The sequence below is a fragment of the Jatrophihabitans sp. sgz311053 genome (assembly GCF_056135305.1).
The window spans coordinates 911,162-925,068 of the sequence record NZ_JBWAXP010000002.1 but is presented as its reverse complement, the minus strand read 5'-3'; the positions used below and the strand labels follow the sequence as shown (position 1 = coordinate 925,068).

The following is a 13,907-nucleotide window of genomic DNA, read 5'->3' as shown; positions in this document are numbered from 1 at the left end:
GCCCCCGGTGCCGCTGTTATCCTCGCAGGGTTGCCCGCAGGTCGCCCCGCGGCAGCCAACGCCGTTCATCCGTCTACGACTCGAGGCATTTCTTCCGTGGCAAACATCAAGTCCCAGATCAAGCGCATCCGCACCAACGAGATCGCGCGACTTCGCAACAAGAGCGTGAAGTCCGAGCTGAAGACGTCGATCCGCCGCTTCCGCGAGGCCGCCGACGCCGGCAACAAGGACGAGGCCCTGGTCGCTCTGCAGCGCGCATCGCGCGACCTCGACAAGGCCGCGAGCAAGGGCGTGATCCACGCCAACCAGGCCGCGAACAAGAAGTCGGCGATGGCACAGCGCGCCAACGCGCTCTAACAGGCTGACTTTCCGCTCCACCCGCCGAGCCGTGTGACCATTCCGGTCGCACGGCTCGTCTGCGTCCAGCGGGTCGGGTACTCGGAGGTCTCGGTGAGCCGCGAGCAGGAGCCAGCGCCCGGTCGACCGTCTCGGACTGACGGACTCGGACTCACCCACCGAGCGACTCACCACCCCGGCGCGACTCACCACCCCGGCGCAACTCACCGCCCGGCGCAACTCACGGCCAGGCGCAACTCACCGCCCGGCGCGACTCATTTCGCGAGCGACTCCCCCACCCACCGAGCGACTCACCGCCCGGCGCGGGCTCGTCCACCGGACTTGGCGGTGCCGAGCAACCGGACGGCGCGCTCCAGCGCGTAGCCGGGATCCACGGCCGCGCCCTTGACGTCGGCATTGAGCGCCGCCACCACGCCGAGTGCGTCGCGCAGGCCGGCCTCGGTCCATTCCCGCCCCTGGCTGCGGGCCCGCTTCACCTTCCACGGCGGCATTCCGAGCTGCTTGGCCAACTCGTACTCGCTGCCGCGGCCCGCCGAGAGCACCCGCGCCACCGACCGCACCCCATCGGCCAGCGCGTCGGCGATGACGACATGCGGGACCCCGATCGCCAGCGCGTGCCGCAGCGCTTCCAGCGCCGGTCCGCTCCGGCCCACGACGGCCAGATCGGAGACGGCGAAGCCGCTCACCTCGGCGCGGCCCTTGTGGAAGGTGCGGACCAGCTCCAGACCGACCTCACCGTTGCCCGAGTCGCTCACCAGCTGGCGTGCCACCCCCGCGAGCTCGCGCAGATCGCTACCGACGGCGTCCATGAGCACCGAGAGCGCGTCGGGGCCGATCCGTCCACCCGCGCGACGGATCTCGTGCCGCACGAAATCGACGCGCTCCTCGGCCCGGGTCAGCTTGGCGCAGCCGATCTCGAGGGCCTTGGCCTTCCGCGCGGCGTCGAGCACGGCCTTGCCCTTCGCTCCCCCGGCGTGCTGCAGCACCAGGACTGTCCCCTCGGCCAGCCCGGACAGGTAGGGCGTCAGCACGGTCAGCGCGGCTACCCGGACGTCCTGCGCGGTGCGGACCACGATCAGCCGCGCCTCGCCGAAGAGCGACGGTCCCAGCAGCTCGTGCAGCTCCGGGCCCTCGAGTTGGGAGCCGGCGCGTTCGGTCACCGCCAGCTCGGGATCCCCGCGCAGCGCCGCGGCGGTGATCGCGCTGACGGCCCGGTCGACGAGCAGGTCCTCGTCACCGGTGAGGAGCAGCAGCGGCGGCAACGGGTCGGGCAGGTCGTCGATGCCGACGGTGCGGGCGGGCATGCCGCCATCCTCGCACCGCCACCCGACACCGCGAGCGCCACGTCGCTCGTACCTGCCGGCAGTGCTGCCGTGTCCGGCCCCCTCGGCGCGGGGAGCGCGGCCGGGCGCTCGCTGGCTGCCACCCCGTGCACCACCGTGGCCGGCGTGCCGTCCATCGAGGTGACTGCCACGTCGCCGTCGCGATCGGTGCGCAGCAGCGGCAATCCGAGCTGGTGGAGCTCTCGCAGCAGTACCGGTGACGGATGCCCGTAGTCGTTGTCCACCCCTACGGAGACCACCGCGACCCGAGCGTGCGCGGCAGCAAGGAACGCCGGGTCGCTGTAGGCGCTGCCGTGGTGCGGCACCTTGAGCACGTCGGCGGTGAGGTCGACACTGCTGCGTTCCAGGGCGCGCTGCGCCTCGATCTCGGCGTCGCCGGGCAGCAGGATGCGTACGCCGCGCACGGTCGCCCGCAGCACGAGAGAAGAGTTGTTGGGGTCGGAGCGGGTGCCGTGGAAGCTCGCTATCGGTCCCAGCACCTCCAGCCGCACCGCTCCGACCGTGATGACGCTGCCGTCGCGCGGGGTGCGCACCGTCCGGTGCACCCGGGCGGCCTGTTGCACCGCGAGGTGGAGGCCGCCGGCCGGTTCCGGGAGCGGGCCGGTGATCACCTCGCCCACGGGCCGGTCGCGGACTGCCCCGGCCAGTCCTCCGACGTGATCGAGATGCAGATGGCTGATGACGATCAGGGGCAGCGACTCCACACCGAGCTGACGCAGGCAGCGATCGATGGGCACCGGGTCGGGACCGGCGTCGACGAGCACGGCCCTGCCGTCACCGGCGTTGAGCACCAACCCGTCACCCTGCCCCACGTCGCAGGCGACGAAGATCCATCCCGTCGGTGGCCAGCCGGATGTCACGGCGCGCACCGGCAACAAGACGACCACAGCGGCGACGAGCGCGGCAGCGAGGGCGTGACGGACCCTGGTTCGTCGAGCGACGATCCCGAGAAGGGCGAGGAGGAGCAGCATCAGCAGCGCACCCGTGGTCCCGCCCGGCCAGGGCACGGTGGCGCCCTGCAACCCGCCGAAGTAGTCCGCCACCGTCACCAGCCAACGACAGGGCCAGCCGGCGAGCCACGCGAAGAGCTCCCCGGCGGGGAGCCACAGCGGTGCCGTGACCGCGGCCAGGAATCCCGCCACCGTTGTCACGGCCACCACCGGTTCGGCCAGCACGTTGGCCGCAACGGCGACCACGCTGATCCGCCCAGAGAGCGCGGCGACGACAGGCATGGTCACGAGGTGGGCCGCCGCCGCAACAGCGATCGACTCGGCGAGGCCCACCGGGACGCCGCGCCTTCGCAGCCGTTGGGCCCACCCCGGCGCGAGCACGATGAGAGCGGCGGTCGCCAGCACGGACATGGCGAACGAGGCACTGCCGGCCAGCGTCGGATCCCACAGCAACAGCAGTAGGACCACGGCAGAGAGCGACGGCAGAGCCGACCGCGGACGTCCCGATGCGAGGGCGACGAGCGCGACCGACGCCATCAGTGCCGCCCGCAGCACGCTGGGCGACGGCCGGGCGACGATGACGAAGACGACGAGGACGGCGGCGCCGACGAGCGCGCAGACTGCCGGCCGTATCCGCATCCGGCGCAGCACCAGCAGCACCGCGCCGATGACGATGCTGCAGTTGGTTCCCGAGACGGCGACGAGGTGGGTGAGGCCGGCGGTGCGGAAGTGCTCGGCCAGCACCGGATCCAGGTTCGCGGTGTCACCATCGACCAGCCCCGGCAGCAACCCCCGCTCCTGATCGGGCAGCACCCGCACCGCTTGCCGCAACGCCGAGCGCACCTCACCCGCTGCGCGCTGCCACCACGGCGGTTGCCCCAACAGCTGCGGCGGCCCCCGCTCGAACAACGTCACCGCCACCAGGCTCCCGTCCAGATCCGGCTGCACCGACCCGCTCACCCGCACCCGCTGCCCCGGCAACACCTCACGCCACGGCCCGGCATCACCCAGCACCAACACCGCCAGATCCACCGCCCGCACCGCAGCACCCACCCGCACCCGCTCAGCCCGCGTCTCCACCGCCACCCGCGCACCCCCCGCCGGACCTTTCGCCGCCAACACCCGCGGATCCGCCGTCACCACCACCTCCAGCGTCACCCCCACATGCCGCACCGCCAGCCCATGCAACGGCGAATCCCGCCCATGGGCCAACCTCACCGCCAACGGCACCACCACCAACCCCACACAACACCCCACCAACGCCACCACCCGCCCGACCGACCCACCCGAGAAGCGACGCCACCACAGCAGCACCACCGCCAAAACCACCCCCGCCAGCCCACACACCCCCACCACCACCGGCGAACCCGACGACCCCAGCAGAAACGTCACCAACCACGCCGCCGCGGCCCCCACCACCAACCGCACATCCCACGGCTCCCGCACGCCTGACCGCAGGTCAGCAGCCCCGCCGCTCACCTCCGCCCCCACGAACGGCCGGCATCCAACGTCAGCTCGGGTCCTCGACATTCACCACGCACACACCAACGCTAGGAAGCACGACTCCGACCGCAGACCCGACAGCAACAGCTGTGGACGACACGCCCGGTTGTGGACAACCGCAACCAGCCGCCAGCGAAGCGCTGCCATTCCACGGCGACACCCTCATGCTGCCGGCCAGCACACTGGACATCCGGACGATCCACCTCTTCACGCCCGCCGGCTGGCTACCCGCCGCCGAGCTACCCAGCCTCGTCACCTACCTGCGGGCCAAGTACCCCGACCTCGACGACGCCCAGCTTGCCGACGCCGCCAGCTGCCTGACTGCGGTCACCCAGCAGCACGGCTCGTAACCGGCGCCGCACGCACCCCATCCCTCACCAGAAAGGAGGCATCTTCATGATCACCAGCCAGCACACCACTCAGGCACCGTCACCCGACCAGCCGGACGCGCCGCGGCTCTACACCGTGCCGGAAGCCTGCCGCCTGCTGCGCGTCAGCCGCTGGACGCTCTACCAGCTGATCAACCGCCGCGAGCTGTCTACCATCTCGATCGGCAGCCGCCGCCTGATCCACGCAGCCGACCTCGACGCCTTCATCGAGCATCGCCGTCACGAGACGGTGCGATGAGTCGTCGGGGCAAGGGCAGCGGCACTGTCTACAGGCGGGCTGACGGCCGGTTCGAGGGCGCCCCCTACGTGACGACGCTGAACGGTCAGCGTCGTCGGGTGAGGTGCTACGCCAAGACCAAGCGGGAGTGTGAGCAGAAGCTCCGCACGATCGTGATGCGCGAAGACGCAGGCAGACCCGTCGCCGACACAGCCTGGCGAGTGGGCGACTATCTCGGCGAGTGGCTCAAGACCTCGGCGCAGAGCACCCGCGCGCCCAAGACCATCGAGCTCTACACCCGCGTCGTGAACCACTATCTGATCCCCCGGCTCGGGAACGAGCAGCTCAGCCGACTCGGTGTCCGGACCGTGCAGGCGGCCTTCGACCAGGCCGATGTCGACGGTGTGACCGTCCGGATGGTGGCCGAGATGAAGAAGGTGCTCAGCGCCGCCCTCACGCAGGCCCAGCGCGAAGAACTGATCGACCGCAACCCCGCACGGCTGACACGCATCGCGGCGTATCACCCGCCCGAGGTCATCCCCTGGACACCGCGCCTAATCGGCCTCTTCCTCGAAGCCGCCCGAGACGATCATTACTACCCGGCCTTCGTCATCCTCACCCTCTACGGCCTACGCCGCGGCGAGATCGTCGGGCTGCGCTGGGAAGACATCGACGAAAAACGAGGCGTCATCCGCATCCGACGCCAACTCCAGTCCGTCGGCGACCAGCGCCTGGTGCGACCCCTCAAGACCCGCGCCTCGAACCGGGACCTACCGCTCCTGCCGCTCGCCCAACGGGTATTCGACCGCCTCCGGCAGACGTCCGGCCCGACCGGCTTCGTCTTCCTCACACCCGAAGGCGAACCCATCAAGCCACACCGCCTCGGCGCCGCACTCGCCCGCATCCGCACACGAGCCGACCTCCCACCCAACGGGCTGCACGCGCTACGCCACGGCGCCGCCACCATGCTCAAGACACTCGGCGTTCCCGTCCGCGACGCCCAAGCCATCCTCGGCCACGCCAGCCCCATCACCACCCAGACCATCTACCAGCACACCAGCGACAACGACCGCCGCGACGCCCTCACCGGTCTCGAAAACCTTGTTGTCGGCGCCGCCGGGCTCAATAGCCGTCACATAAGCCGTCAACGCAAACAGCGCCGACTCTTCATCCGCGCGTTAGGGTTTGCTGTCGGTCTGGTTGACAGCGGTTGTGAGTGATCAGGCTGCGGTGGCGGTCTGATCTGGAGCGAAGGCTAGCTCGTATTCGACCGGAGTGAGTCGGCCGAGTCCGCGTTGTCTTCGGCGGCGGTTGTAGGTGTGTTCGATCCAGGCGACGATCGCGTAGTGCAGCTCGTCGTGGCTGCGCCAGCGGCGCTGGTTGAGGACGTTCTTCTGCAACAGGGCCCAGAACGATTCCATCGCTGCGTTGTCGCCGGCGGAGGCGACTCGGCCCATCGAGCCTTGCAGCCCGGCGGCGGTGAGCACGGCCCGGAAACTCCGTGCACGAAATTGCGACCCGCGGTCGGCGTGGACGATCACGACCCCGTCGGGTTGGCGGCGGGCGATCGCGGCGCGCAACGCGTTGACGGCCAGTTGGGCGGTCATCCGCTCGTCGATGGCGTAGCCGACGATCCGGTTGCTGAACAGGTCCTTGATCGCGCAGCAGTAGACCTTGCCGCCGGTCATCGTCGGGTGCTCGGTGATATCGGTGACCCACTTGCGATTCGGCGCGACCGCGGTGAAATCCCGCCGCAGATGATCATCGTGGACGGCCGGTCCGGGGCGTCCTGCCTTGCCGCGACGGCCTTTGTGGACCGTGGTCGAGAACAGCCGATGCTGCGAACACAGCCGCCAGACCCTGCGTTCGCCGGCGGCCAGGCCGACGCGTTCGAGCTCGTCGGCCAAGAATCGGTAACCGAACTCCGGATCATCACCGTGGGCGTCGATCAAGGCATTGATTAGGTAGGCGTCCTCGAGGTCGCGGGTGCTGATCGGTGCGGCCAACCACGCGTAGTAGGCCTGCGCGCTGAAGCCGAGCACCCCGCACGCCAGCCGCACCGGGATCTTCTCGGCGGCCAGTTCACGGACCAGCGGGTAACTCATTTTGGGAGCGACCCCTGCGCGAAGTAGGCCGCCGCCCGGCGCAGGATCTCGTTCTCCATCTCCAACCTGCGCATCTTGCGGCGCAGTTGCACCAGCTCGGTCTGCTCGCTGCTGGTCTGACCCTCCACGAGTCCGTCGTCGATGTCGGCCTGCTTGACCCAACGGCGCACCGATTCCGGCGCGATGTCGAAGTCGATCGCGATCTCCGGGACGCTCAGATCACCGCGGCGGGCGACCGCGACCACGTCGCGCTTGAACTCCGGCGGGTACCTCTTCGGCATAGCAACATCCTTCCCGAGGACCTTCAAGCCTCGTAAGAGATGTCAACCAAACCGACAGCAAACCCTTACAGGGGTTAGTTGGAGGGCCCAGTGGGACTCGAACCCACGACACCCTGCCTAAAAGGGGCTCCACCTACGCTGGTCCCGCAACCCTCACCGATGTGGCGGTGCTCGCCCGCATGCGGCTGTATGTGCAGTTGCTCGGCGGTGCTGCCGTCATCTGTAGCCGTCAGCCAGCCGCATCAGTCGACCAGCCATGACGGCACAACACCAGCCCCAGCCCGAACCGGACGCTCCGCGGGATGCCCTGGATGAGTACGTCACTGAGCTCGTCGCGAAGGCCCCGCCACTCTCGGCGCAGCAGATCGACCGTCTCAGGCTGCTTCGCCAGGCTCGATCTGACATATCTCCAAGTCCAGCAGCCATGCCTGCCGTTCCACCCAAGCGGCATCGGCAGGGTCGAGCACCGCCTCAAGCTCAGGCCATGCGCCAACTTAGGTGTTCGGATGCTCGGTAAGGGTTTCAATAAACCAAATCTACCAATCGTCCAGTCACTTCGGTTTCCGCGCCCAGGGAAGAGCCTCCCAATCTATACTCCGGTCGGCGGCATCGGCACCCGAGAGCCGGATTTCCAGGACGTCAGTACTCCCGTCCATGCGTATAGTAACCGAGCGAGCGTAGACTGCGTAATAACGACCGTCGGCTTGAGTCTCGGCCCAACGAAGAACATCTTCAACGTCAGCGTCTGCGATTACGGCCCACGATTCAGTATGGGCGTTTTCCCAGAAACTCACCCTATACTCTGGGCAGTCATTAGTCGGCCCAATTGGGTATAACGAATCTTCCTCGTAAAGAAATCGCATCTTTGGCCCTCAATGGAAATTGCAGTCGGTAAACCAAACGTGGCTTGCACCCTCGGGGCTCGCATGGCGCGGCCGATACCCCGGCGGAGCAACCTCATAACCATGCGCGATCGCTTGATACGAACCCACCTTACAACCCGCCATGGCCGAATTTGCCTTCACCTGATCATTTCCGTCGCCTTTCCGCATCTTTCCGTTGCCAACGGCTACGTAGCCACGCTCGCCAAACTGACTTGGCAATTTCTCGAACAGGTACAGTGTCACTTTCAGGCGAAGCTTAACCATTTGAACACTTCTTAGCTGAAAGCCCGCCATTGTAGTGCATTTGATTTTCGCGGAAGCGTTTATGCCGACACGACCCTTGTGGCGGTCATGAGACGATTGGTGCGGATCGCTCACCGTCAGTACACAAGTAACTACTGAGGATGATCCTTGCAGGTCAGTTGTATTGACCGGGTCTGCACCGGAGTAACTGTAATCGTTTGGCCCGGCGTACGGCGTGTCTGCGGCGAAGTCTCTCGATGCGAATGTTCCCGTCGCAGGTATATATGCTCGAACGCCCATCTGGACGAGGTCGCCGAGATTGTCGCTAGACCGCTGGTGCGATCCGAGCCAAGAATATTTTCCTAGATTAGCGTGGACGTCCCGCGTCATCCCATACTCGGTGGACTCGTTGTAGTTACTAGGGCTGGATGCGCTCGCGAGGTCCGGACATGTTGCGATTACGTCTCCATGAGGATTCGTCAGAGAAAGATTGACACCTCCGGCTTGGTCTGAGGTCACCGCAAGGAGGCCAGCAGGATCAGCGGTATAAGAGATCCAAGTCGCCGACGTCCCTGTTCCTTGCGCGATCCAAGACGGCGAATCGTTGTCATTCGCGTAGTGGCTGACGGTGGAGGCCCCGTCCTCGGTCCTCATGCTCTCCCGGTCCTGTAACGGATCGAGCGTGATCGCGACACTCTTGCCGCCCTGCGCTTGTGTTGCGACCAAGTCGTTAACGAAGTACCCAATTGCAAGGTCACCAGCGATGTTCGCGTACGCGGCCGCGGCGTGGGCGTCTGCTGCAGGTACTGTCGTTGTACGGCCAAGAGTGTCGTATCCGAATGTGTTGCTTGTGCCGTCTGTGGTGTCCGCGGAAAGGCGGTCCGCGGCATCATATTGGTAATTAATTGGCGTTGGCGTAGTTGTCGTCGTGCACTTGTTGTCACTGGTTTCGGGATAACTCTTCAGGCTGGTGCGATTCGAGTGGGAGTCAAAGCCGTAAGTCCGGGTGGTGCAGGAGTTCTGGTAGGTGTCCTGCACTGTGGTGAGGCGCTCGGCAGGGTCGTAGCTGAACCGTTGGCTGGATTGCGGGCTGGTCTGGTCGGCGATTTGGCCGAGGGCGTTGACGTCCTGGGTGAAGGTCATCCAGGTGCTGCCGTCCTTGGCGTAGACGAGCTTGGTGAGGTTGCCGGCGTTGTCGTAGGACCGGGTTGCGGTGAGCCCGTTCGGGTACTGCTCGACCGCCATGTTGCCCGCTGTGTCATATGACGCGGCGAAGGTCGACGGTGACCCGGAGATGCCGATGTCCTCACCAGAGACGACGCCACGATGATCGCTACTCGAGTCAGTGGTGTAGGTGACGGTGTGCTTGCCGTCGTTGGCGCTCACCACGTTCCCGGCGAGGTCGTAGCTGGTGGTGCTGTGCACGCCACCGGCGTCGGTGTAGTCGGTCTTGCGACCCAGGTTGTCGTACCCGGTGGTCAGGCTCGTCGTGGTTCCGTTGTCGGTCGTGGAGACGGTGGTCGGCAACCCGGTCGCCGAGTCGTAGCCGGTGGTGACAGTCGGCAGGGCGGTGCCGCCGGCGCTGGCCGGGGTTACCGCGATCGAGCGGGTGACAGGTCGTTCAGCGCTGTCGTAGCCGGTGGTCGTCGTGCGGACGACTGCAGTGGAGCCGGTGCCGTAGGTCTCGGTCTTGGTGGTGGGGTTGCCGTAGGCGTCGTAGCCGTAGGTGACCGTCGGCAGCGGCATCCCGCTACCGGGCTGACCCGCCGGGGCCGTGCTGCAGACCAAACCGACCTTGGTCGGATCAGCACAGGCGCCGCTGCCGCCGGCGGTGTAGTACGTGGTTTGGGTGGTGCGGGGACCTGTGCCGTTGGCGTCACCGGGCAGACGCTGCTCGATGGTGCGGCCGTTGGCGTCGTAACGGGTGTAGGTCGTGAGATCCGCGCTCGAGGCGGTCGCGCCCATCTGCACAGTGCTGCTGGTCGCCGCCCCCAGGCTCCAACCGCTCGTGTCGTTAGAGGCCACCGCGTCGTACCCGGTGTGGGTGACGGACTGGTCCGGCCAGCCGGTGTCAGCGCCGGCGGCTGGCTGCCATGCCGACGTGGTGACTGTTGTCGGCAAGTTGTAGGGCCCCAGATCGATGGACGTGCCGTCCGGGAGATTGAACACGTTGTGATCGCTGTTGGGAGCACCTTCGTCGTAGGTGGTGGCGACGTGGGTGCGGGCGTGGATGACGCTCTGGTCGGCCAGCGTGACCGGGTGGGTCGGGCCGTACGTGTCGGTGACCTGGCCCGGGTTGAGCGGGTCGTAACTAGTCGTTGAACTCAGCAGCGCGGCGCGGTCCACGTTGCTGGACTTCCCGGCCACGTAGCTGTCCGTGTCGCCGGTGGGATTTAGCGCCTGCGCCCGGTTGCCCGCGGTCAGCGTCCACGACTCGTTGCCGTCACTGTCGTACTGGGTGGTGTCGACCAACCACTGCCCCGCGCCGTAGCTGGCGGTATTGACGGTGCGGCCGTTGACGTCGAGGTAGTCGATCGAGGCATATGGCCAGTCGGCTGAGGCAACGCTGCCCGGGGTGGTGCCGGCCGGGACCCGGTCGGGGTCGAAGACGGCCGTGCCGGTGACGGGCAGGTCGTCGGTCTCGCCCCAGGTCGCGGTCGTGGACGCGCCCAGCGCGACCGGACCACCGTTGCCGGTCGTGGTCGGCACGTCGTAGACGACGGTGCTCGTGGCCGTCTGCCCCGACGGGTCGGGACGGGTCACCGTGGACAGCCGGTTCGCTCCGTCATAAGTCAACGAATACGTGGCAAGGCCCGGCGGTGTGAGCGTGGCTAGCCGACTGGCCGAGGTGTAGGTGTACGTCGTTTTCAAGAAAGGACTGATTCGCGGGTCCCACGCGGCTGCGAGCCGGTTGCTGCTGTCATAGCTGTATTGGGCGACCGTGACCTTCTTCGCGGTTCCGGAGACCTGCGGGATGGACAGATCGACCGAGGAGAGCCGCGTCGGAGAGCTGCCGGTGTAGTTCAGGATCAGCGACCGGTAGCCGGGGGTGGTGTCCGGATTGCCAGTTGAGCTCACTCCGGAAGGCACCGGGGCGAGGATGCGCGTGACGAGGCCGGCGCCGTTGTAGCTGTAGCTGGTCGTCGAGTTCGATCCCGGCTGCTTGACGCTGGTGACCTGCCACGGCCCGCTGGACGGCTTCGTCCAGGTCGTCACCGTGCCCGACCCGTCGGTCGAGGTGATGGCCGACGCGTTCGTCTTGACGACGGTGACGCCGTCCCCGGCCGAGTCACCCGAGCCGAGGAACGTCATCGGGTAGGCGGTGTCGTTGGTCTGGTAGACGCTGACGCTGCCATCGGTGTCGGTGAAGAGCAGGTAGCCGTCGGCCACGTGATCAGTCAGGGTCAGGTCGCCGGCGCCGTTGCCGTCCAGTCCGGCTGTCCAGCCGGGGCCGAAGACCCCTGCCGCGCCGCTGGCCGCCGCCGGGTGCAGCGTCGACAGTGTGCGGCTCACCCCGAGCCCGCCCAGCGATGCTCCCGCGTCGGCGTCGGTGGCCGAGAGTTCGAAGTCGCCGGTCAGCTCCGATACCGATCCGGGCCCGATCTCGGTGGACGCGTCGCCGTCGTCGGTCTGGGAGAGGGTGACGTTGCTCGGCATGCCGCAGGCCGGGTTGCTGTCGCTACTGCTCGTTCCAAAGCAGGCCAGCACCTGGACCAGCGAGTCCGGGGCGATGCCATTGTTGCCCGACAACCCGGCCAGGGTGTCGCGGATGTTCCACACGTACGGCGTGAACGTGCCGCTGCTGCCGCTGCTCTTGGCGACCGGCCATGCCGACGGCGAGTTGCCGTCCTTGTCCTTCACATTGGCCGTGGGCACGTTGCTGAACGCAGCCGTCGTCCCGGTCCGGTACTCATAGGTGACGTAGGACCCGCCACCGTTCGGATCGGCCTGCAGCGTGACCGACTGTTGGGTGTCGGTCTGGCCGTTGCTGATCGCGTAGCCGGTGTTGGTGTACCAGCCTTCGATATCGACGATCACATCGATGGTGTCTTGGCTGCCGTTGTAGATGCTGACGGCTCCGTTGGCGCCGAGCTGGGTGGTGACCATGTTGCCGAACAGCGCGTTGCGGGCCAGGTTGACGGAGCTGTACGGCGTGGGGCGTGGTGTGCCACTGGCCCACATCGCGGTGTAGCCGCCGTTGGTGCCGTGGTCAAAAACGCTCAGATGTGCGGCGACGGCGCTGATCCCGGAACCGGCCAGCGGGATGCCACTGATTCCTGCGACCTGGACCTGCGTGGTCGCCCCGGCGGCGATGGTGCTCCGGGCAGGTGACTTGGAGTCGTAGGTTCCGGTGGCGTAGACGCGGGTGGCCGCAGGGGTGAACGCGCCGCTGGCGCTTCCAGCAGCGAAGTAGCCGAGGACGTCGACCTGGACGTCAACGGTGTAACTACCGACGGAGAGGTAGAACTTGAACGCTCCGGCGCTCGAGCCGCTGGTCGCCAGCGCTACCTGCGATTGCGTGGCGTCGGTCTGGCTCGTCGCGAAGTAGGTGCCGACCTTCGGCGGCTGCGGGACGTCGGCCGCGTATGGCGTGTAGTAGTGGTTCGCGGTGGAGTTGTGATTGAACGTCGTGATGTTGATCATCGCTGCCGAGGCTCCGATCGGCACACCCGTCGTAGAGCCCACCACGGCGATCTTGGTGGTGCTACCACCGACCAGCTTCGCCTTCGCGATGCCGATGCCGTTAGAGGTGTCGATGATCCGCCTGGGTGTCACAGGGACATATCCGCCGGCAGCGACACTTTCGTCGGCGGTGTAGTAGCCCTCGACATCGATGAACAAATCTGCGTTCTGGCTGGACTTGACCTGGATCTTGCCGTCGGATGCCACGGCGATCGTCGCCGTGTTCGACTGGTTGTCGCCGGCGAGGAAGCGCATATAGGCAATGGACGCGTTCGGCGTCGCCTCGTCCTTGTCCGCGTTGAGGTAGCCCGCGCCAGCCGGGTTGATCACCCCAAAGTTCACCGTCACGGCCGAGATGTTCGACGGCAACGTCGAGCCGTCGGTCATCGTCGTTCCGGCAACCGTGACCTTGCGCCACGACCCTGCCTGCATAGGCGTCGTGTACGGGTTGGCGCTCACCTCGTACGCAGGCCGAGTATCGAGAATCCGACCCTGCGTTGGCACAAACACACCGGACGTCCCCGCCGTCGCCGCCGCCAACGCACGAGACGCCGACCGGGCCACCACCACCTGCACGGCCACCGTCAACGACGACACCACCGCCACCGTCACCAACACCGACAGCAACCTGCGCAGCGACACACGATTTACGAACAGCACGTCTAAACCCTCCCGAGAAGCAGACAACATCGGGCGCCGTCAACCGCAGAAGCAGCCGACGATTCCCGGCCGCGAACATATCCGCTACTTATTGCTTTCTGGCCAGGTTCTTACATTCACGGGACCATCGACTGGCTCATTTGTCCGCCTACGGGAGGGAACGTCCGGGAGTCCGCTGCCTGGCAAGGGGGCGGGGCCGCCTCTAGTCCGCGTCCCGCGATCCTCTCCACGTCCACCGTTGAAGACACTCTCCATGTCGCCCTTGCGCCCGAGACGGCGACGAGGTGGGTGA

The 13,907-nt window shown here is 66.9% G+C and carries 8 protein-coding genes; 4 read left to right on the top strand and 4 right to left on the bottom strand.

Annotation, left to right across the window (positions count from 1 at the left end; translation table 11 throughout):
• The first annotated feature begins 96 nt into the window (after positions 1–96).
• Positions 97–357: a 30S ribosomal protein S20 gene (gene rpsT, locus AC0NZQ_RS13250; protein WP_474530321.1), complete on the top strand. Its 261-nt coding sequence runs from the start codon at positions 97–99 to the stop codon at positions 355–357.
• A gap of 290 nt (positions 358–647) precedes the next feature.
• Here the strand turns inward: rpsT and holA are convergent, their stop codons facing one another.
• Positions 648–1,619 (bottom strand): DNA polymerase III subunit delta, encoded by a 972-nt coding sequence (gene holA / locus AC0NZQ_RS13245; protein ID WP_474531393.1) that lies wholly within the window; start codon positions 1,617–1,619, stop codon positions 648–650.
• Positions 1,514–4,042 (bottom strand): ComEC/Rec2 family competence protein, encoded by a 2,529-nt coding sequence (locus tag AC0NZQ_RS13240; protein WP_474530320.1) that lies wholly within the window; start codon positions 4,040–4,042, stop codon positions 1,514–1,516. The genes holA and AC0NZQ_RS13240 overlap by 106 nt, the downstream gene beginning before the upstream one ends.
• 275 nt (positions 4,043–4,317) lie before the next feature.
• Between AC0NZQ_RS13240 and AC0NZQ_RS13235 the strand changes: the two genes are divergently transcribed.
• From AC0NZQ_RS13235 to AC0NZQ_RS13225, 3 genes are all read left to right on the top strand, one after another.
• Positions 4,318–4,503 carry a transcriptional regulator gene (locus AC0NZQ_RS13235; RefSeq protein WP_474530319.1) on the top strand — a complete coding sequence of 62 codons (186 nt, stop codon included), beginning with the start codon at positions 4,318–4,320 and terminating at the stop codon, positions 4,501–4,503.
• A 46-nt stretch (positions 4,504–4,549) separates the two neighbouring features.
• On the top strand, positions 4,550–4,780 hold the full coding sequence (locus AC0NZQ_RS13230; protein WP_474530317.1) for a helix-turn-helix domain-containing protein: 231 nt from the start codon (positions 4,550–4,552) through the stop codon (positions 4,778–4,780).
• A gap of 68 nt (positions 4,781–4,848) precedes the next feature.
• Positions 4,849–5,979, top strand: a complete 1,131-nt coding sequence (locus tag AC0NZQ_RS13225) for a tyrosine-type recombinase/integrase (protein ID WP_474530316.1) — start codon at positions 4,849–4,851, stop codon at positions 5,977–5,979.
• Here AC0NZQ_RS13225 and AC0NZQ_RS13220 read toward each other — a convergent pair.
• Positions 5,980–7,145 (bottom strand): IS3 family transposase gene (locus AC0NZQ_RS13220; RefSeq protein WP_474530315.1). Its coding sequence is split into 2 segments (ribosomal slippage): positions 5,980–6,872 and positions 6,872–7,145, totalling 1,167 coding nucleotides; the frame shifts between segments, so codons are not numbered across the junction.
• A gap of 872 nt (positions 7,146–8,017) precedes the next feature.
• Complete coding sequence (locus tag AC0NZQ_RS13215) at positions 8,018–13,615, bottom strand: RHS repeat-associated core domain-containing protein (protein WP_474530313.1); 5,598 nt, start codon at positions 13,613–13,615, stop codon at positions 8,018–8,020.
• Positions 13,616–13,907 lie beyond the last annotated feature (292 nt).

What these genes read in the sequence shown, in the direction of transcription:
- AC0NZQ_RS13235 (WP_474530319.1), top strand. Translation starts at nt 4,318, where the DNA reads ATGCTGCCGGCCAGCACACTGGACATCCGGACGATCCACCTCTTCACG.
- AC0NZQ_RS13230 (WP_474530317.1), top strand. Translation starts at nt 4,550, where the DNA reads ATGATCACCAGCCAGCACACCACTCAGGCACCGTCACCCGACCAGCCG.